Origin of the sequence: Caulobacter sp. DWR1-3-2b1, assembly GCF_049895765.1 — a bacterium.
In the GTDB taxonomy this organism is placed as follows: Bacteria; Pseudomonadota; Alphaproteobacteria; order Caulobacterales; family Caulobacteraceae; genus Caulobacter.
On sequence record NZ_JAFCSZ010000043.1, the window covers coordinates 1 to 20107 of the forward strand.

At 64.2% G+C, this 20107-nt stretch carries 15 protein-coding genes and 3 pseudogenes; 4 read left to right on the forward strand and 14 right to left on the reverse strand.

All coding sequences use genetic code 11. The annotated features are described in order from the left end of the window. A pseudogene (locus ACP69S_RS20690) lies at positions 1 to 308 on the reverse strand (transposase); the annotation flags it as partial. An 883-nt stretch (positions 309 to 1191) separates the two neighbouring features. Here ACP69S_RS20690 and ACP69S_RS20695 point away from each other — a divergent pair. Beyond that, the gene (locus tag ACP69S_RS20695; protein WP_426000459.1) at positions 1192 to 9792 is read left to right on the forward strand and encodes a GH36-type glycosyl hydrolase domain-containing protein; all 8601 of its coding nucleotides are present in this window, start codon (positions 1192 to 1194) and stop codon (positions 9790 to 9792) included. 499 nt (positions 9793 to 10291) lie between these two features. On the opposite strand, the gene ACP69S_RS20700 is transcribed toward ACP69S_RS20695, so the two are convergent. Then, positions 10292 to 11431, reverse strand: coding sequence for a glutathione-independent formaldehyde dehydrogenase (locus ACP69S_RS20700; RefSeq protein WP_426000461.1), 1140 nt, complete (start codon positions 11429 to 11431; stop codon positions 10292 to 10294). A 137-nt stretch (positions 11432 to 11568) separates the two neighbouring features. Between ACP69S_RS20700 and ACP69S_RS20705 the strand changes: the two genes are divergently transcribed. Both ACP69S_RS20705 and ACP69S_RS20710 read left to right on the forward strand, forming a co-directional pair. Beyond that, positions 11569 to 11937: a recombinase family protein gene (locus ACP69S_RS20705; protein WP_426000479.1), complete on the forward strand. Its 369-nt coding sequence runs from the start codon at positions 11569 to 11571 to the stop codon at positions 11935 to 11937. Between the two features lie 29 nt (positions 11938 to 11966). Further along, on the forward strand, positions 11967 to 12179 hold the full coding sequence (locus ACP69S_RS20710; RefSeq protein WP_426000481.1) for a hypothetical protein: 213 nt from the start codon (positions 11967 to 11969) through the stop codon (positions 12177 to 12179). On the opposite strand, the gene ACP69S_RS20715 is transcribed toward ACP69S_RS20710, so the two are convergent. The 12 genes and pseudogenes from ACP69S_RS20715 to ACP69S_RS20770 form a co-directional block, all read right to left on the reverse strand. Further along, the gene (locus tag ACP69S_RS20715; RefSeq protein WP_426000463.1) at positions 12176 to 12523 is read right to left on the reverse strand and encodes a PRC-barrel domain-containing protein; all 348 of its coding nucleotides are present in this window, start codon (positions 12521 to 12523) and stop codon (positions 12176 to 12178) included. The two genes, ACP69S_RS20710 and ACP69S_RS20715, sit on opposite strands and share 4 nt — an antisense overlap. A gap of 222 nt (positions 12524 to 12745) precedes the next feature. Beyond that, positions 12746 to 12946, reverse strand: a pseudogene (locus ACP69S_RS20720) (IS3 family transposase); the annotation flags it as partial. Positions 12947 to 12948: 2 nt separating this feature from the next. Continuing rightward, complete coding sequence (locus tag ACP69S_RS20725; RefSeq protein WP_426000464.1) at positions 12949 to 13431, reverse strand: DUF1440 domain-containing protein; 483 nt, start codon at positions 13429 to 13431, stop codon at positions 12949 to 12951. A 35-nt stretch (positions 13432 to 13466) separates the two neighbouring features. Next, positions 13467 to 13787: a hypothetical protein gene (locus ACP69S_RS20730; protein WP_426000465.1), complete on the reverse strand. Its 321-nt coding sequence runs from the start codon at positions 13785 to 13787 to the stop codon at positions 13467 to 13469. 1 nt (position 13788) lies between these two features. Next, on the reverse strand, positions 13789 to 13992 hold the full coding sequence (locus tag ACP69S_RS20735; RefSeq protein ID WP_426000466.1) for a DUF2945 domain-containing protein: 204 nt from the start codon (positions 13990 to 13992) through the stop codon (positions 13789 to 13791). Between the two features lie 131 nt (positions 13993 to 14123). Next, positions 14124 to 14900 carry an alpha/beta fold hydrolase gene (locus ACP69S_RS20740; protein ID WP_426000467.1) on the reverse strand — a complete coding sequence of 259 codons (777 nt, stop codon included), beginning with the start codon at positions 14898 to 14900 and terminating at the stop codon, positions 14124 to 14126. An 81-nt stretch (positions 14901 to 14981) separates the two neighbouring features. Next, a complete protein-coding gene (locus ACP69S_RS20745; RefSeq protein WP_426000469.1) occupies positions 14982 to 15239 on the reverse strand; it encodes a hypothetical protein in 258 nt (85 codons plus the stop codon). A gap of 222 nt (positions 15240 to 15461) precedes the next feature. After that, entirely contained in the window at positions 15462 to 16283 is an 822-nt protein-coding gene (locus ACP69S_RS20750) for an aldo/keto reductase (RefSeq protein ID WP_426000471.1), read from the reverse strand. An 18-nt stretch (positions 16284 to 16301) separates the two neighbouring features. Next, a complete protein-coding gene (locus tag ACP69S_RS20755; RefSeq protein ID WP_426000473.1) occupies positions 16302 to 16565 on the reverse strand; it encodes a hypothetical protein in 264 nt (87 codons plus the stop codon). Between the two features lie 100 nt (positions 16566 to 16665). Continuing rightward, the gene (locus ACP69S_RS20760; protein WP_426000475.1) at positions 16666 to 16929 is read right to left on the reverse strand and encodes a DksA/TraR family C4-type zinc finger protein; all 264 of its coding nucleotides are present in this window, start codon (positions 16927 to 16929) and stop codon (positions 16666 to 16668) included. Between the two features lie 100 nt (positions 16930 to 17029). After that, on the reverse strand, positions 17030 to 17203 hold the full coding sequence (locus tag ACP69S_RS20765) for a hypothetical protein (RefSeq protein ID WP_426000483.1): 174 nt from the start codon (positions 17201 to 17203) through the stop codon (positions 17030 to 17032). Positions 17204 to 18093: 890 nt separating this feature from the next. Continuing rightward, positions 18094 to 19281 (reverse strand): FAD-binding domain-containing protein, encoded by a 1188-nt coding sequence (locus ACP69S_RS20770; RefSeq protein WP_426000477.1) that lies wholly within the window; start codon positions 19279 to 19281, stop codon positions 18094 to 18096. A 235-nt stretch (positions 19282 to 19516) separates the two neighbouring features. Between ACP69S_RS20770 and ACP69S_RS20775 the strand changes: the two are divergent. After that, positions 19517 to 20007 (forward strand): annotated as a pseudogene (locus ACP69S_RS20775) (transposase); the annotation flags it as partial. Positions 20008 to 20107: the final 100 nt, after the last annotated feature.

Here is a 20107-nt window from a genome sequence, read left to right on the forward strand (position 1 = left end):
TCATCTGTCGCCTCCGGTCCAGGCTCAACGACCGAAGGCCTTGGCTAAAAAATCCCGCTCCACACCAGCTGGCCGATCTTGGCGTGCAGCTTGTCGATCTCGCCCTCCCGGGCGCCCTCGGTCGCCTCGGCCTTGCCGGAGAACACCCCGGAAAGCCCCTCGATGGCCTGCTTGCGCCACGCCGTAATCATCGTCTGATCGACGCCGTGTTTCGTCGCCAGCTGAGACAGGGTCAGCTCCCCCTTCAACGCCTCCAACGCGACCTTGGCCTTGAAATCAGCCCAGTACCGCTGCCGCTTCCCAGTCATAAAGTCCGTCCTTCATCGAGGTCGAACCACCTTAGCCAACTGTCCGAATTTCCGGCGCCACCTCAGTTGGCTACCTTCCGACACAATTGGGGATGGGTTCCCCTCTTCAGCTACACTTGGACGAAGAAGGGGTGCTCCACGCTAGGGTCCTGACGCCTCTCAGCGTCCGAACACTACGAATTGGCGCGCTCGTCAACGCGTCGAACGGCGGTTACGAACTCGGTTTCGAAAACGAGCTGGAAGCTGTGTTGAAGGAGATGGGCTGCCGGGTCGCTAAGGTCGGGTGTGTCCGGGGCGAGGCCGTGGACGCCGCATTGCAGGAGGCACGGTCTGTTCAGCTCGCTATTTTGATCGTCGTGGAAGGCGATGGCACGCCGCTTCGCGTAGGTAACCCGGAGCGACACGACCGCCGATAGCCGCGGACCTAGGCGGGTCCTCCCCGCAGCTTCCGAGTCACACAGGCGCTATTCCATTGATCTGAATCAAAGCGGATAGTCTGGCACGATGCCCACTTGGGCCGAGGTCATCCGCAGCAGCCTTTTCTTATGCAGCGCGTTCATTGACGATAGGCAATCGAGGTGCAGCGCCGTGATCACGTTCAACGTCGTCAAAGAGAAGCACGGATGGGCCATTCGGCTGGGTGAGGGCATGTCAACACCCTTCTGGTCCAGGGACTTGGCCGTTCGCGAGGCGAACTGCATCGCCGATGCGATCGGCTGTCACGGCGAGCGTACTGAGGTAATCGTCGAGTCCTCAGACCACCATGAGCCGCTAAACTAGGCGCGGATTGAGTTAAGCCGCTTGCCCGGAGCGCTACGCCGCAGTTGCTGGGTAGGACTGTGGTGCATGAATGACTCCCAGCCCGGCAAAGGGCCGAAACATCATGCGTTACGAGACAAATGCTCCCTCGCGCGAGCGCCGGCTGCGCCGCGGGGCGGATTTGATCGCTCCGCTCCAAGGCTTGCTCACGAGCGCTCGCCAGAGACCACCCTGGGACGACGGAGCCCCCATCCGCGCCGAGCTTTTCAGCGTCGATCGGCTTGAGGAGCACGCGAGAAGCCTAGCGTCCGCGCAGGCCGTGACGCCTCGCGAGGTGAAGGGCGCTTCGCTCGCGAAGCGGCTCGCCGACAACGAGGCTGTGCTCCTGTCAGCCTACCGTGACGTCTCCGACGCAATCGACGCGGGCGCCGCCATCACGCCTGCAGCCGAATGGCTGATCGACAACTTCCATGTTGTCGAAAAGCAGATCCGTGAAGTCCGGGGCGATCTGCCGCCGGGCTACTATCGGCAGCTACCCAAACTGGCGGGAGGTCCCTTGGCGGGGTATCCGCGGGTGCTCGGGGTGGCCTGGGCGTTCGTGGCCCATACCGACAGTCTCTTCGATCCCGAGATCCTCCGTCGCTACCTCCGCGCTTACCAGGAAGTTCAGCCGCTGACCATCGGCGAGCTGTGGGCCGTCTCCATCACGCTCCGGATCGTTCTTGTCGAAAACCTCAGACGGATCGCCAAACGGGTCATGGACAGCCGCGCCGGTCGCCGGGGCGCGGACGAGCTGGCCGACCGACTACTGGGCGCCAGGGGCCGCGAGCCCGAACCGGCTGCGGCTGTGCTTCAGTCGCATCCCAAAATGACCTTCCCCGACGCCTTTCTGGTGCAACTGGTCCAGCGGCTGCGCGATCAGGATCCTAGCATCTCACCGGCGTTAGACTGGCTCGAAGAGCAACTGGGACGAGCGGGAACGACCGCTGACGCCGTGGTCCGCGACGAGCACCAGAGGCAAGTGTCCGGCAGTGTCACAGTGCGCAACATCATCACCAGCATGCGTCTCATCTCTGACGTGGATTGGACGGAGCAGTTCGAGCGCGTCAGCCTGGTCGATGAGGTGTTTGAGGCCGGAAGCCCCTTTGGAGACATGGATTTCCCGACACGAAATCTCTACCGCAGCGCCGTCGAGCACCTCGCACGCAGCTCCGATCTCACCGAACTTGAAGTCGCGCATCGGGCCGTGGCGGCTTCGTCACGAGCGCTCAAGATTGACCAAGATACGAGCGACGCCCGGATGGCCGACCCAGGCTACTATCTGATCGCTGGTGGCCGGGCCAGGTTCGAAGCGGAGATCGGCTTTCGACCGCCTGCCCAGGCTTGGCCTGGACGATTTTATCGCGCGTTGGGGATTGGAGGCTATGTCGCCGCGGGCGCTGCGGTCGCGGCCGGCCTCTTGGCCATTCCCCTTGCAATCGCGGCTGCAAGCGGCCTCGGCGCGACTTGGCTACTTGTCCTTGCGGTTTTAGGACTGATCCCGGCGGTGGACGTCGGCGTCGCTATCGTGAACCACGTGGTAACCCAAGGATTTCGGGCCACCCTGCTGCCGGCGATGGCGTTACGTGGCGGGATCAGCGCGGACCTCCGCACACTGGTGGCCGTGCCCACTCTTCTAACCTCGCTCCCGGAGGTCGGGGAATTGGTCGCGCGCCTGGAGGTTCACTATCTGGCGAGCCCCCCGGGGGACCTCCACTTTGCGCTGCTGTCGGACTGGACCGACGCGACGAGCGAGCACGTAGAGGGCGACGAAGAACTGCTGGCGGCGGCTAAGGAAGGCATCGACCGCCTGAACCGGCGGTACGGGCCGGCTGCGGGCGGAGAGCGCTTCCTGTTGCTGCACCGGCGGCGGGTCTGGAACAAGGGCGAAAGGCGCTGGATCGGTTGGGAGCGTAAGCGCGGAAAACTTTGTGAACTCAATAGGCTCCTTCGCGGCGCTTCGGACACGACATTCCTCTCGCCGCCCGTCGTGCCAGCAAGCGTCCGCTTCGTCATCACGCTCGACTCGGACACACGCCTCCCGCGCGAGACCGTCGGGCGACTCATCGGCAAGATGGCCCATCCTCTCAATCGACCGCGCTTCGACGCTGAGCTGGGGCGGGTCGTCGAAGGCTACGCCGTGCTGCAGCCGAGGGTGACGCCCGCGCTTCCGGTCGGGCGCGAGGGCTCGCTGTTCCTTCGTGTCTTCTCCGGCGCTTCCGGCATCGATCCCTACGCCGCCGCCGTTTCCGACGTGTACCAGGACCTGTTCGGCGAAGGGTCTTACACGGGTAAGGGCATTTACGATGTGGACGCCTTTGAGGCGGCGCTTGCGGGCCGTGTCCCCGAATCCAGCCTTCTCAGCCACGACTTGTTCGAGGGGATTTTCGCCCGCGCTGGCCTTGCCTCGGACGTAGAAGTCGTGGAGGAGTTTCCCGCTCGCTATGAGGTCGCCTCCCAGCGTCACCATCGCTGGGTCCGGGGCGACTGGCAGCTTCTGCCATGGATCGTTGGGCGCGGGCCGAAGGGGTCCTCCGATCGGCCGCAACGCGGCGTTCCCGCCATCGGGCGCTGGAAGATGCTCGACAATGTTCGACGTTCGCTCTCTGCGCCCTCGATCGTCATCGCGCTTGTCGCTGGGTGGGCCCTTCCCATCCACGCCGCTGCGGTCTGGACGATCTTCATCCTGTCGACGATGGCCCTGCCGCCCCTAATCCCGGTGATAGCCGGGCTCGTCCCGCGTCGGCCCGGCGTGGCGTTTCGCAGTAATCTCCGCGCCCTGGGCACGGAGGTTCGTCTCGCGCTTATCCAGCTCGGCCTGATGATCGTCTTTCTAGCGGACCAAGCCTGGCTGATGGGAGACGCCATCGCCCGCACCCTGACCCGCCTCGCGCTGACCCGCCGCCACCTGCTCGAATGGGTTCCGGCGGCCCAGGCAGCGTCGGGTTCCAGCTTGGGGGTGCTCGGCTCATACAAGCGGATGGGCGGCGCGGTGCTGACCGGCGCCGCAGCAATCAGCGTGGCGTGGATTTGGGGCCACAACACCTGGCCCCTGGCCTTGGCGTTTGCGCTCGCCTGGTTCGCCTCTCCGGCGGTGGCATTTTGGGCGAGCCTCTCGCCCCGGGTGTTGGGCCGGCGTCCGTTGGCCGAGGCGGACGCCCGGTCTTTGCGACTGATCGCCAGACGCACATGGCGCTTCTTCGAGGACTTCGTCACGTCTGCCGACAATGCCTTGCCGCCAGACAACTTCCAGGAATCGCCGGAGTCGGTGGTGGCCCATAGGACCTCACCAACCAATATCGGCCTTTACCTGTTGTCGGTCGCTAGCGCGCGGGACTTCGCCTGGATCGGAACCGCAGAGGCCGTAGATCGGCTGGAAGCGACCCTGGCCACCATGACTCGCATGGCTAAGTATCGCGGTCACCTATATAATTGGTATGATACACGTGACTTGCGTCCCCTCGATCCGCAGTACGTATCCTCGGTCGATAGCGGCAATCTGGCCGGACATCTGATCGCTTTGGCCAACGCCTGCAGTCAATGGCGAGGCGACACGTTACCAGAACAGCGGCGGTTCCAAGGTGTCGCCGACGCTCTAGATTTGGTCCGGGACGAGGCACGTCGATTGCGCGATCTGCGTAAATCGCAAACCGTGTCGTGGCGGAGGCTAGGCGAAGAGATCGAACGTCTCGCGGACGGTTTGCTTGAAGCGACCAAGCTCGGCGACGTGGTTAAAGGGCGTGTTGAGAAATTCTTGGAGCAGGCTGCGATCCTGGGGGACGCGGTTCGTGAAATTGTCCTTGAAGAACACGACGACGCTGGCGCGGATCTGCAGTTCTGGGCGGACGCCGTAGGCGCCTGCATTGAAAGTCATGGGCGTGATCGCGGGGCGCCTTTGGCCGCTCCGCTTGTAGCAAGGCTTCAGGCGCTTGAAGATGCCGCGCGGTCGATGGCGATGGCGATGGAATTTGGCTTTCTGATCGACCCGGACCGCCTTTTGCTATCGATTGGGTATCTGCCGTCCGAGGGTGCGCTAGACCCCAGCTGTTACGACCTGCTTGCTTCTGAGGCTCGGTTGGCAAGCTTCATAGCAATCGCCAAGGGCGACGCGCCCGCCCGTCACTGGTTTCGCCTGGGCCGCGCTGTGACGCCGGTGGCCAATGGCGCGGCGCTGATCTCGTGGTCCGGATCGATGTTCGAGTATCTGATGCCGTCCATCGTCATGAGGGCGCCGGCGGACAGCCTTGTCGAACAGACCAATCGGCTCGTCGTCCGGCGTCAGATTGACTACGCGGCGACACGGGGGACGCCGTGGGGCGTATCGGAATCTGCGTACAATGCGCGCGACCTCGACTTGACCTATCAGTATTCCAACTTCGGCGTGCCTGGCCTCGGCCTAAAACGCGGGCTCGCCGACAACGCCGTCGTTGCGCCTTACGCCACCGCCCTTGCTTGCATGATCGATCCTCAGGCGGCAGCGCGTAACTTCGAGCGCCTCGAAGCTCTCGGCGCGCGCGGTCGCTATGGATTCGTCGAAGCGCTGGACTTTACCCCGACCCGGATCCCGGACGGCGGGACTGTCGCCCTAGTGAGGGCGTTCATGGCGCACCACCAGGGTATGACGATCACTGCAATCGCCGATACCCTGCTGGATGGCTTGATGCGCAGCCGCTTCCACGCAGAGCGCATGGTGCGGGCGACGGAGCTCCTTCTGCAGGAGCGGGCGCCCCGCGAGGTTACCGCGACCCCGCCGTTGGTTTCCGAGACCACCTCTGAAGCGAAGGTCCGCGAGATTGAAGGGCCTGCCGTTTGGCGCAACACCAGCCCGCATAGCACCACCCCGGCCACGCAGTTGCTGTCAAACGGCCGCTACGCGGTCATGCTGACGGCCGCTGGATCTGGCTACAGCGCCTGGGGGGATCTAATGGTGACCCGCTGGCGAGAGGACGCCACCAGCGATGACTGGGGCTCGTACGTCTTTCTGAAAGACGTCGCCAACGGGGACGTCTGGACGGCGGCATACCAGTCGATCGGGACCGAGCCGGAGGCATACGAGGTCACGTTCAACGAAGATCGGGCCGAGTTTGCCCGCCGAGACGGGGCATTCGCGACCAATCTCCAGGTGCTCGTATCTGCGGAAGACGACGCGGAGGTACGCCGGGTAACGATCTCAAACCTCAGCGATAGCGCCCGCGAAGTCGAGGTCACATCCTACGCCGAACTGGTCCTGGCGCCCCAAGCCTCTGACGTGGCGCACCCGGCCTTCTCCAAGTTGTTCGTCGAGACCGAGCACCTCGCCGGACTGGGCGCTATTCTCGCTAAGCGGCGGCAGCGGTCGCCGACGGAGCCTCAGGTCTGGGCAGCGCACTTGGCGGTTGTCGATGGCGAGGCCGTGGGCAAGCGTGAGTTTGAGACAGACCGAGCGCGATTCCTCGGTCGTGGCGGCAGCATTCGTGCGCCCGGCGCGGTCATGAGCGGCCGGCCGCTTTCAGGCGCCACCGGCACGGTGCTCGATCCAATCTTCGCCCTGCGCCGGCGTGTACGGATTGCGCCTGGGGCGACGGCTCGCATTGATTTCTGGACGATGGTCGCCTCGTCCCGCGAAGCGGCGCTGGATCTGATCGACAAGCACCATGACGTCGGCGCGTTCCAGCGCACGGCGGTTCTGGCCTGGACCCAGGCCCAAGTGCAGTTACACCACCTTGGCATCAATCGAAACGAAGCGGGCCAGTACCAGCGCCTTGCCGGTCACATGCTATACGCCGCGCCGATGCTGCGTCCGCCATCTCAGACCATCGGCAGCGGGAGTGGCGGTCAGCCGGGCCTGTGGTCTCTGGGGATTTCCGGCGACCTTCCGATTATTTTAGTCCGGATCGATGACGTCCATCACCTGGGTCTCGTGAAGGAGGCGCTTCAAGCCGTCGAGTATTGGCGGATGAAGCAACTCGCGGTCGATCTAGTGATCCTCAACGAGCGCGCTTCATCCTACGTACAAGAACTGCAGATCGCGCTCGAGACCTTGGTGAGGGCGAGCCAGTCCCGGCCACAGATCGGCGACAAGCGGCCACCCGGGCACACCTTCATGCTTCGGTCGGACCTGATTCCACCTGAGGCCCGAGCCCTCCTTGGGTCCGTCGCGCGGGTCGTATTGGTAGGCGACCGCGGGCGGCTGGTCGATCAACTCGAGCGAGCCTCGGACGCCGGCTTTGCGCGACGAGTCCCTCCACGGCGTCCTCTCACCACCTCCCAGCTTCAAGTGTCGCGTCCGGCGCCGGGAGTGGAATTTTTCAACGGACTTGGTGGCTTCGCCGAAAACGGCCGAGAATATGTGACGATCCTGGGGCCCGGCCAGTCAACGCCCGCCCCCTGGATCAACGTAATCGCCAATCCAAACTTCGGCTTCCAGGTGTCGACGGAGGGTGGCGGCTACGCTTGGTCGGTGAACAGCCGCGAACATCAGCTAACGCCCTGGTCGAATGACCCGGTGACCGACCGACCTGGTCAGGCCTTCTATCTGAGAGACGAGGATACCGGAGATCTGTGGAGCCCCACAGCGCTGCCGATCAGGGATGAGGCGGCGACCTATGTTGCGCGGCATGGATGGGGCTATAGCCGGTTTGAGCATACCTCTCACGGGATCGCCGCCGAGCTGCTGGAGTACGTGCCGCTCGCCGACCCGCTGAAAATCTCCAGGCTGAAACTGCGCAACCTCTCCGGCCGCGCAAGGCGCCTCTCGGTGACGGCGTACGTCGAGTGGGTGCTCGGACCTTCACGGGCGGCAGCGGCGGCATTCGTGACCACGCGGGTCGATGCCGAGAGCGGGGCGATGCTTGCGAACAATCCGTGGAACCCGGCGTTTGGCGAACGGGTCGCCTTCGCCGATCTCGCGGGACGCCAGACGGCCTGGACGGGTGACCGACGAGAGTTTATCGGCCGAAATGGAACGCTGGCTTGGCCTGCGGTCCTGGCCAACGGCACTTTGCTTTCGGGGCGGGTCGGCTCCGGCCTCGACCCCTGTGCCGCTCTCCAGACCACGGTCGAGATTGCGCCAAACGGAGTCGTCGAGATCGATTTCTTCCTCGGCGACGCTCTGGACGAAACCGAGGCTCGGTCGCTGATCGCCCGCTACCGCGAGACCGATCTGGACGAGGTGCTATCCGACGTCCGGGTCTTCTGGGACGATATCGTCGGCACGGTTCAGGTGAAGACACCCGACCGGTCGATGGACATCATGCTCAATGGCTGGCTGACCTATCAGACCCTCGCCTGCCGGGTCTGGGCCCGGTCGGGGTTCTACCAGGCCAGCGGCGCCTACGGCTTCCGCGACCAGTTACAGGATTGCATGGCCCTGGCCACGGTGCGGCCATCGATGACCCGTGAGCACCTACTGAGAGCCGCGAGCCGGCAGTTCGCGGAGGGCGATGTCCAGCACTGGTGGTTGCCTCATTCCGGCCAAGGCGTGCGGACCCGGATCTCGGACGATCGGGCCTGGCTCGCCTATGCAGCGGCGCACTACATCAAGGTGACTGGTGACGCCGCCATACTGGATGAGGTGCGACCCTTCCTGACCGGTCCGATGCTTGAGCCGGGCGAGAGCGACAGCTTCTTCCTACCGACCGTAAGTGATGAACTCGGCAGCCTCTACGAACATTGCGCCCGCGCGCTGGACGCCAGTCTGGCGGTCGGCCGCCATGGACTGCCGCTGATCGGCGGCGGCGATTGGAACGACGGCATGAACCGCGTTGGCGAGGGTGGTAAGGGTGAAAGCGTCTGGCTCGGTTGGCTCCTGCATGCCGCGCTGGGCGACTTCGCAGACGTCGCTGAGATCCGCGGTGATAAGGCGAGAGTGGCGAAGTGGCGGGCGCACACCAAGGCGCTTAGCGACGCCCTAGAGCGGGAGGCCTGGGATGGCCACTGGTATCGGCGAGGCTGGTTCGACGATGGCTCCCCGCTCGGCTCGGCGACCAACGAGGAGTGCCGCATCGACTCCATCGCTCAGTCTTGGGCGGTGCTGTCTGGCGCTGCACGGCCGGACCGCGCGATGCAGGCCATGGAAGCCGTTGATCGCGAATTGATTCTGCCAAACGATAGATTGGCTTTGCTGTTCACGCCGCCGTTCGATCACTCGACGCCCGACCCAGGCTATATCAAGGGTTATCCGCCGGGCTTGCGCGAGAACGGCGGGCAATACACCCACGCCGCCCTATGGTCGGTGATGGCTTTTGCGGGACTGGGAGAGGGCGACAAGGCCGCCGCTCTGTTCTGGTTGCTCAACCCGATCAATCACGCTCGCACACGCACCGACATGCATCGCTATAAGGTCGAGCCCTATGTGGTCGCGGCCGATGTCTACGCCGCACCAGGACACGTGGGGCGGGGCGGCTGGACCTGGTACACGGGCTCGGCCGGCTGGATGCAGCGCGCTGGCGTCGAGAGCATCCTTGGGCTTCGGATTGAAGGCGGCTTGTTACGTCTCGACCCCTGTATTCCAGGCTCCTGGCCTGGCTTCGAGCTTGCACTACGACATGGCGCATCGCGGTACGATGTCGTGGTCGAAAACCCGCAGGGTGTGCAGCGGGGGGTCGTGTTCGCCGAACTCGATGGCGTGGCGATCGCTGAGAGGCCGGTGTCGGTCCCCCTGAATGACGACGGCGCCGTTCATCGCCTCGTGGTCCGGCTCGGGTGATCGACTCAGGGCTGAAATGCGAGACCGCTAACCTCGATCAATCCTATGGCGGGCCGGGTCCTTGAGTGGTTACGGGCAGGCTCATTCGATCCGCACCAGAGGCGGCAGGCGCGGGACGCGGCAGCCAAGAGGATAGAGGCTGATGTTGGGCGATGTCGATCCACGTGCGGGGGAACCCCTTGATCCTACGGCGCTGTTGGATGTGGGCACGACTTGTGCACGCCTACTATTCTGGCCGTCCAGATCTAACTTAGCCCGCGCAGCGGGTGAGTTTTGGCACCTCAGGCCATCGCGGCTCAGCCTTCGACACCGCGTTCAATGAAGCGCACATCCTAGATGTTTGGTCCCAAACAAAGACCGCGCTGCCCCTACCAAGCGCCGATCGGGACTTGGCAGGAGTTGAAGCCGCCGCGCCGTCCGAGGCTCGCTCTTGGAACGCTTCGCAGCAGCCAAGCGGATAGATAGGCCCCCCCCCCACTACCAAAGCAACGATAGCCGCTCAGGCGGCCGGCTTTAGCACGACCTTGGTCCAGCCGTCGTCGCGAGCGTTGAAGTGTTTGAAAGCGTTTGGCGCTTCTTCGAGCGATAGTCGATGGGAGATGATCTTGGAAGGTTCAGCCCGGCCTGCGTGGATCAGGTTCATGAGCCGTCGGTTGTAGGCTTTCACGTTGCACTGGCCTGTGCGAATCTGCTGACCCTTGAACCAGAACGAGCCGAAGTCGAAGGCCATCCTGCCCTGCTTCGCTAACTCATCTTTCGAATTGGGGTCCTCCGGCACAAACACCCCCACCACGCCTATTCCACCGGCTGCCTTGGTGCTGCCGACCAAGCAGTTCATCGTGTAGTTGTTGGTTTCGTGGCCGTGCCGATCGCAGCATTGGTAGCCGACGCACTCACAGCCGCGGTCGGTTCCCAATCCATCGGTCTGCGCCAGGATTTGCTCGACAGGATCGGATTTTCGCATGTCGATCGGGATGCCTCCCAACGACTTAGCGAGCTTCAGTCGGTCGTCGTGAGAGTCCACCACGAACACCCGCGAAGCGCCCTTGATCATCGCCGAATGAGCGGCCATCAGACCCACCGGCCCCGCGCCGTAGATCGCCACGGATTCACCGGGCATCAGCCCCGACAGTTCCGTCGCGTGCCAGCCGGTGGGGAAAATGTCAGACAACATAACGTAGTCGTCCTCCTTGGCCTCGGCGTCATCTGGCAACACCAAGCAGTTGAAGTCCGCGTAGGGCACACGCAGCAATTCCGCCTGGCCGCCAAGGTAGGGTCCCATGCCGGCAAAGCCATAGGCTGCGCCCGCCGTCCCCGGATTGCAGGTCAGGCAATAGCCCGTCAGTCCCTTCTCGCAGTTTTCGCAGAAGCCGCAGGCGACGTTGAAAGGCAAGCAGACCCGATCGCCCTTCTTCACCCGATCAACGCCGGCGCCGACCTCGACGACTACGCCAAGATTTTCATGCCCGAACACACTACCCTTCTTGAAGCTGGTGCGACCCTCGTACATGTGCAGGTCTGAACCGCAGATATTTGTGGTGGTGATGCGGACTACGACGTCGGTGGGCTTTTCGATCCGGGCGTCGTCGACGTTGCCGACGCTGACATCGCGCGGGCCATTGTAGATTACGGCTTTCATTGTCCTGGTCTCCAGTGATGCGAAGACTTTTTAACCCTGAACGCCGCTGGCGGTTCCGACCTCGCTGGAAGATCGCAATAAAAACAAGGGCTAAGCTTGACTTTCCGAGGCGATAATTGACCGCTGTTAAGCGGTTTTTGTCTGCTCATCACCAAGATCTCAAAAGGACTGCACTCGGGGGCGAAGCCGCCGGCGAGCAGGTCTTCCATGTGTTCGGCGCCATCGCACATTTCGAGCGCCGGCTGATCGCCGAGCGCACCAAGGAAGGGATCGCCGTAGCCCGGGCCCGAGGTAAGGTTCCGGGTCGTCAGCCCCTAGACGCCGACAAGGTGCAAGCCGCGAACTCGTCGAAGCCGGCCTCTCGCCCACTAAGGCCGCCAGTCAACTCGGGCTCGGCCGCTCGACGGTCTAATTGCGAGGCGGCGGCGGCGAACGTCCGCAGAACGCCTGAGCCACCCGCCACGAGGCCGTTCGCGATCCGTTCGACCTTAGCGTTGCTCAGCTAACAAATGTCGCGCTGCCCTCCAATTTCTTCCTGCAGACTGCCTATCTGCCGCCCGACCCGCCCACCGGCCACGGCCCGCACCTCTATGCCCTCCAGATTTTCGCCTTCTACCGGAAGCTGGACTTCGACCACCCGCCCGGCCGCAAGGCCGTGGTCGAGGCGATGATCGGACACGTCTTGGCCGAGGCCTGGTCGGCGCATACGAGCGGGTCTGAGCGTGCTGAAGGCTGCCCAGCCGGTTAAGGCATTGAGGATGCCGGAGCAAAGAAGCGGGTCGATTGCTCATGCCAAGCGTAGCCGGCGTCGGCGAGCTGATCGCGATCATAACTCGGCGACGCCTTGAATTCGTCCTTCGTCCGCTCCGCCTGGAAGGCGCCGGCGACGCTGTCGTAGCGAACAGCCGACCAAGGGAGGGGGTGAAACTTGCCGGACCCGCCCAGCAGCCCACCGCCCTCGACGATGAGGAACTCGATCCGACCTGACGCAAGGTCCACGAAAAGCTCGCGGACCGTGCCGAGCTTGACCCCATCCAAGCCGGTCAGGTGCCGGCCCTGCAAGTCGCCGCTCTTCGTGAGGATCTCAGCCATAGGAATCTCCGACGCCCTGAGGGGCATCTCATTAAGCCTCGGCAACAGCCTTCTGTTCCGGCCCGTTCCTCAAAGTTAAAACGGCCCGTCGCCTATCTATTCGCCCAATCTTGCATTGTACGCGGCGGAGCAAAAGTAGGCCACTAGAGCGGCGGCGATATGCGGCTGCGGGCGGAGTAAAACTGAACTGCTCCGGGTTTGCCGGAGGCCATTTGATTTAAGTCACGCCGCCATAGCCTGTTGGGTGAGCGCGGCATAGTAGGCGGCCTCGGCTTCCGCCGGCGGGATGTTGCCGATGGGCTCCAAGAGCCGCCTGTTGTTGAACCAGTCGACCCATTCGAGGGTGGCGAACTCGACCGCCTCGAAGGTTCGCCATGGTCCACGCCGATGGATGACTTCGGCCTTGTACAGGCCGTTGATGGTCGCTACCCGGCGATAGGCTCCCAGCTGAGAAGGCGGCTCGCAGCTCCCCGCGTGAATTCCAAAGCCGCGCCGAAGACCAGATGCGACACGAGGGCATAGGCGTGGTCGGCGGCAGCGACGTCGCCGGGCCGCGGCGCAAGGCCCAGTGCCGGCGACAAGCCCTCGTCGAGTACGAGCCAGGTCGCCGAGCCATAGAGGCCGCCAAACCCAAATGTTGTCGCGGGTGCGAACTCAGCAGCCACCCCATAGACCGCCCCAAGTGCAGCCCCCGTCACGTAGTGGACGCCAGCGGAGGCGGCCGTCTGGGCCTGGTCGGGAACCACCTTCCCGGCCACCGCCTGCGAGACCTTGTCGGCGGCCTTGAGTGTCGCCGGCTTCGGCTTGTCATTCTTGTTGGTTTCCTTGTCCGCAGCCAGCGCTGTCCAGGCCTTCTGGAAAACGTCCATGGCGAACGAGGCGACAAGCCCCGCCGCGACTCCGGCCACCAATCCCCTCGCGAGATTTCCGTGTCGCACGGCAGTTAGGTGCCGTGCTTGCTGGAATGCCGATCGGCCCACGCTTTGCCGGCGTCGCCGACCCACAGCAGCCAGGCTACGTAGCCAGCGGAGGGATCCGTATAGGAGTTCCATTCGTGGGTTGTGCCATCCTTATCCACGGCATGGCGGGCGAAATAGCTGTGCATCGACTTGACGTCGAATTCGTCGAGTACGCCCTGCCCAGCCAGTTGGTTTGCCCGACGCACACCGACATCAGAGCCCCCGCGATTAAATTTTTCCCGAAGCTTGAGGCCGCGCTTGGCGTTCGCGGCCATTTTCTCGTTAGGCTTGAAAGTCGTGGCCATGTCAGTCTCGCTTCAACGCTCCAGCCTTAAGCGCCGCGTGTTTGCCGTCTTCTGTCTCGACGAGAAACTCCGGATTGTCCTTCGAGGCGGCAACCTTGTGACCTTTGATTTGGATCGGCGTCGTCAGCTTTCTCACAACCTTGCCCTTCGCCTCGCCGCCGTGGCTCTTCCAGCTGACATTGTCGCCGGCCTTTGGTGGTTGCATTGCAGCGTCTCCTTCTTTCAGAACTCTGCGGAGAGAGGGTGGTTGCCAAAGAAAGGCCGGGGCTGACGGGCAATGGCAGCCTACTGGATGACGCTCTGAGCGGCTGAACGGAAGGGCGTAGTCGCCGCCAACTAGCCGGTCGCCTGAAGGATGGTCCGAACAGTCTCTTCAGGCTGGTCCCAATGGGGAAAATGGCCACACCTGTCGAACCAGTGCAGCTGAGCCTTCGGGAAAGCGGCCTGAGCGCGACGGGCCTGGCGGGGCAGGAGAAGGCGATCCTGGCGGCCCCAACCGATGGTCACGCGTCCGGGCGTGGAAGCCGTTCCAGCCTGCAAGGGACCGCTAGCCAGCTCGTGCACCATGTCGTCGAACACCCGCGTCGCGGCGAAGGTCCGCATTTCAGTCAGGACGACCTCGGGCGCGAGCGCCCAGGGTCTGGCAGACAGCTGCGCCAGCAGCAGCGTCCGCGTGGCCGCATGGCGCGACAGGAACGGCATCACCGGCTGGAGACCTCGCACGAACCGGATGGATGCGCCGATTGTGGTCTGAAAGAATCTTGTCTCCCAGCCTTGCCAAAAGCCACCCGGATCTAGGGCAACGCAATCGCCACCGACGCCACGCCGGGACAGCTCCAAGACCAACCGACCGCCCACGGAACTGCCGACCAGATCCACTGCGCCAAGCCCCTCACTCTCGATGAATTCTGTAAGGGCGTCGGCGAAGGCGGCGATGGTCTGCCGTCCCGGAACTGGCGACGACCCGCCATGCCCGGGCATGTCGATCAGGATCAGCTCCCGCGAGAGGCTTAACGGCGCCGCGATCGTGTCCCATGACCGCATGCTTCCACCAAGCCCGTGGACCATGAGCAGGGGGCGCCCGGCGCCTATGCGTTCAGATTGCAAGGACATGCGGATAGAACGTTGAGTGCGAGCGACGGTTCAACACTATCTGCGGCAGTGTCAGCGTAATTTGCCTCGGCCAGACGGGGGTCAGACCATCACGTCCTGCAGGTTGGCTGGCTCGCGGTCGGTGACGCCACTTAGCTCGCGACGCTTAGCGGCCATCACGCCGTAGACTAGCAGGCGGGCGCGGTTCACCGCGCCAGGTGGCTGGTGGGCCGCAAGAGTATGGGCGGGATTATAGGAAAGCTTTTCTTCGACCGCCTTGCGCGCGTCGGAATAGGCCTCCTGAGCGGGCAGGGTGGTCCGCCCGACCTCGCGGTAGGGGGGCTTTCCGTCTGCGACCACTTCCTGTGGGCGTCTTCGACCGGCATCTGATCCAGGTCAGTGCAGAGCTGCACTTCTGCGCGGCGATAGCGATGCTGGTCACCGTGCTGCGGGGGACCCCCAGCATAACGGCGAGGAATTCCTGTTTGAGCTGAAGGATGGTCAACCGGCACATGGTGCGCAACACGCCCTATGCGGCTTGGCTCGCAGCGCTGGAGCCGCATAGGGCGTAGCGGTCATCCGTCAGAGCATCGCCAGGCGGGTCTTGCGGGTGGGCGGGGGGAAATCCACGTCGATGGCCGTCAGGTCCTCGGGTGTGAGCACCAGGTCGAGGGCGCGGCGGTTGTTGGTGATGTGCGCGACATCGCCGGCCTTCGGGATGGCGATGACCAGGGGGTCGCGGAGCACCCAGGCCAAGGCGACCTGAAACGGCGTCACGCCATGACGCTTGGCGACGGCCGCGAGGGCGGGAGAGTCGGGGAGCTGGCCCTGGCCGACGGGGCTGTAGGCCATGGTCGGGATGCGGCGCTGCCTAAGTTGCGGCAGCAGGTCAAACTCTGCGCCGCGCTCGGCAACATTGTAGAGGATCTGGTTGGTCGCGCAGGCCTCGCCGCCGGCGCGGAACAGCTGGTCCATGTCGCCGTGGTCGAGATTGCTGACGCCCCAGCGCCGGATCTTGCCGGCTTGGATCAGGGCCTCAATGCCCTCGACGGTCTCGGCGAGCGGAACCTCTCCGCGCCAGTGGAGCAGATAGAGATCGAGATGGTCGGTCTTCAGGCGCTGCAGGCTGGCTTCGCAGGCGCGCTCGATCCGGCCCCGGCCAGCGTTCTGGGGGTAGACCTTGCTGACCAGGAAGACCTGGTCGCGCAGGCCGGGCAGAGCTTCGCCCAGCAAAGTCTCAGTTGCCCCGTCGCCGTACATCTCGGCGGTGTCGATCAGGGTCATGCCGAGATCGACGCCCGCGCGGAGCGCCGCGATCTCCTGTTTGCGCTGGCGGGCGTCCTCGCCCATGCGCCAGGTGCCTTGCCCGAGGGCGGGCACATGGGTGTCGTCGGGCAGGGTCACGGATCGCGTCACGGGCTCCTATAGCCCGCGGCCGACCGGCGCCACTGCGGCCACGGCGATCTCGCTTGCTGACAGGCGGCGAGCAATACCTAGTCTACCATCGGGTCGATGGCTGAGCGCGAAGTCTATCGCCTCGATATCGACCTTCAGCTTCACCAGGTCTCTGATGCGCTCGTGATCGCCCGAGTTTGCGGCCGCGACGGCGGTTGGCCAGATGCTGGCCTCGAGTTCAGCGCGCAAAGCGGCCAGTTTCGTGGAAACGGCCGCAGCGTCGTCACTCATCTTCCTGATCCTTATGGGGAGCAGCGATAACGATGCATCGCCCAGAAAGGTTCCGGGGGAACCTGAAGAGCTAGGAGCGCTAACGCCCCTGCGGTCGCGTTCAGCGGAGCTGGCTGTCCTTGCTGGCCCGGCGATTGATCCCTACCAGGACGATGCGGCTGTCGCGGCCGGACTGGCAGCTGACGCAGGTGCGGGCTCCCGGCAGGGCCTTGCGGCGGGCCTCCGGGATGTCGTCACCGCATTCCACGCAGTACTGGGTGCCTTCGCCGACCGGCAGGCGGGCGCGCGCGGTCAGGACGCCATCGGTGATGGTGTCCTCGATCTGGTCCAGAACGGCGCCTTCGTGCGCCCAGCCGGTGGCCATGGCCTCCTCCTTGTCGATCTCAGCAAGCGACAGAGATAGGCGCGGCTGCTGCATTCCAAGCTGAGCTTGGGCAGACGCTCATCGTGGCACTCCGCAGGGTTCAGACCCGCTCGTAGGCGCCGACCAGGACGCCCTTGGCCAGGACGTGGCCGGTCACCGCCTCGACCACGGCCTTGCGGCCGGGCGGATGGTCGAAGTCCAGCCTCCGGTCCGGGGCGAAGATCTGGAACGCATAGAGGTGCGGGCCGTGGCCAGTCGGCGGATCGGGTGGCAGTTAGGCGGTCTGCAGGAAGGAGTTGCGACCAAGGTTCTCAGCCAGCCCCTCATGGTGAGGATTTTTGAACAGGCCCTCGTCAAGCGAGGTGAGCTCCGGCGGAAGGTCCCAGGCCAGCAGGTGAACCAGGGCTTGGCGCTGGGAGCGTCGGGTTCTTCGACGATCAGCACCAGGCTGGCGGCGTCCTCGGGCGCGCCGCGCCACATCAGCGGCGGTGAGATTTGTTCGCCGCCGTCGCTGAATGCCGGGCTCTCCAGGGTGATGGTATCTGGGGTTTGGGCGAAGGCGTCGTCTTCGGCGATGATCTTCTCGTAGCCGGCGCGGACGCCGCGCAGCGCGTGGCCAAGGCCGCGGGGCAGTTTCTCGAGTATGGGGGTCTCCTTGCGGAGACAACGCCGGGGTGGGGTGGGTGTTTCACGAGGCGATGTTGAGGGGAAGGTTTTCCCCTGCGGTCGAGCCCTGGTCTCGTCCGACCCCTTCGAGCGGGGACACCCCACAACGCTCCGGATTCGGAGAGCAGCCGGCGGGCGTGCTCGGTCCCGCCGCTATCGCGGCTCCTGCGGGTCCGCCCCTGGCGGGCGCCTTTGGGGCACCGCCGGCCGCTCGACGGCGCGTCCCGCCACGCGCGATGCGCGGGCTCATTTCAGCCTTCATTTTTCGAGAGCTGCAGGGCCGCCATTTGGCGGGTTTGAAGGGTTGGCGCGAGACGCCGGGACTTGAAGGCCTAAGTCATTTGGACTCGACAAAGCCGACCATTCCGCTCAGTTCGACCCGCAGTATCGATAGAGCGAGCAGTGCTGCCGGGTTCCGATCGCGCCGATGGAGCGGGCAGGGTGTTGAACACAGCGATGGCCGTCAATCCGCTCCCAAACTAGCGGAGCGATCGCGGCCTAGGTGAGGTCTCCGGCCGCGAGGCTGGCCATCGCTTGCGCCTTAAACGGAAAGAATCCCTTGGTCGCTTGAGGCCAAAGGCTGTCATCCCAACGACGCCTGACCTGCACCAGCGTTACGCCTTCAACCGCCAATCTGGACGAGATATCAGCCAATGCGTCAGCGACCGGGCCGACCGGAGCATAGGGCGTGACAATTTGCCGGACACCGGCTGCTCTGGCCGCCGACAGCAGGCGCTCGGGCTCCAGGCTATCAAGCCGGGTCGTGGGGCAGCCGAAGAATGCGCCGATCCGCGTTGTCGTATCCATGGCTGCGCCTTCGAGGAAGCGACGAGCCGCTTCGCCCCAGAGCTGCTGCCTGTCCGTTGCAACAACTGCCGCTACGAAGGGGCTAGCCGCTCCAAAGGCTGACTCTGGATGCATGTCCTCCGACGTGACCAGAAGCATGGCCGGCTCAGAGATGGAGGCGACACGATGTTCAACCAAGTCGAGAGGACCCGGAAGCGGAAGCTCCGTGAGCGCGGTGGCTTCTGTGGCCAGACCCTTCGGTGCAAAGCGCTGGTTGGTATTGCGGGCGATGTTGTCGGTAGACGCGAGATAGATCTTGCCGGGCGTCTGAAGCCCCGCAACCCAGCGCCAGGACAGCGTATTGCTCGCCGCATCGGCATCAATCAGATGACGTAAAAAGAAGTTTGCGCCCAGCGACCAGGGCAGCTTCAGGGTGAAAATCCAGATGGAGGCAAACCACATACGTGTGTGGTTGTGGAGGTAGCCGGTCTCCACCAACTCACTCACCCAGTCATCAAAGCCCTCAATCCCCGTCTGGCCGGTCTGCGCTTCATGAAGGGTAGGGGAGCCGGCAAACGCTTGGGCCTGGTGATCTCTTTCAGCGCAGAAGCGCGCCCAGACCGCGGGGCGTGTCTCAAGCCACCCCTTCCAGTAGGTCCGCCACAGCACCTCCTGAACGTATTTCTCGGCCGCTCTGGCGTCATGCTGCGCGAGCACGGCGGCGATGATCTCCTTCTCGGTGATCAGGCGATGGCGCAGATAGGGTGAGAGCCTCGACACCGCAGTCGGCTGGCCAGGACCAGGATCAGTATTGCGGCCGGCCGCGTAGGAAAGACCGGCTTGCGGGACGAAAGCGGTGAGGCGGCGTAGGGCTTCATCACGGGTTGGCGGGAAAGTCATGATCGTCCGTCACTTGCAAGCTTGCCGGCTCCTTAAGCGCCTGGGGTCTCAAAGCATAGGCCGCCCGACGGACGTGCTGATTGAGCCGGCTCGGTGCGGGGTGTCGGCCAGATCCAAGCTTACCCACATTGCGGGACGGTCGTCCGGACCAAATGGGCGACACAAGTCCGACCTGATCCTCCCTCGTTTCAGTGGACACCCATGCTAGCTTTTCGAAGCTGGAGAGGAGTGTCTGATGAGCGTGAAGCGTCGGGTCTTTCCGGAGGCCTTCAAACGAGAGGCGGTTTGACCGTGTCGCCAGCAGTGGCCTGTCGGCCGGCGCGGTGGCCCGGGAGTTGGGCCTGCACGAGACGGTCTTGCGACGATGGATGATGCAGTACGGGACGCAGGCGACGGGGCCGGCGAGGCGCCCCCGCACGCAAGCGCCGGCCCCGTTGCCGTCTGACCTGGTCGCCGACAACGCCCGGCCGCGCCGCGAGAACGACCATCTGCGGATGGAGCGAGACATCCTAAAAAAGCCGCGCTCATCTTCGGAGCGGCCTCCCGATGAAGTTCGGGGTGGTCGATGAGCACCGCGGCGTCTGGCCGGTTCGAATGATGTGTCGGGTCCTGGGCCTGTCGGCCAGCGGCTACTACGCTTGGCGCGTCAGGCCCGAGAGCCAGCGTGCGGCGGCCAATCGCGCGCTGATCGAGGACATCCGCCTGATATCCAGAAGTTCAAATGGTCAGCCAACCGGGCGATGTAATGAACACCGTCCCGGCAAGTTCCACCGACGCGGGGGAGGGGGCAACCTTGACCCTGGTCTGCTGACCCTGCTTGTCTGGA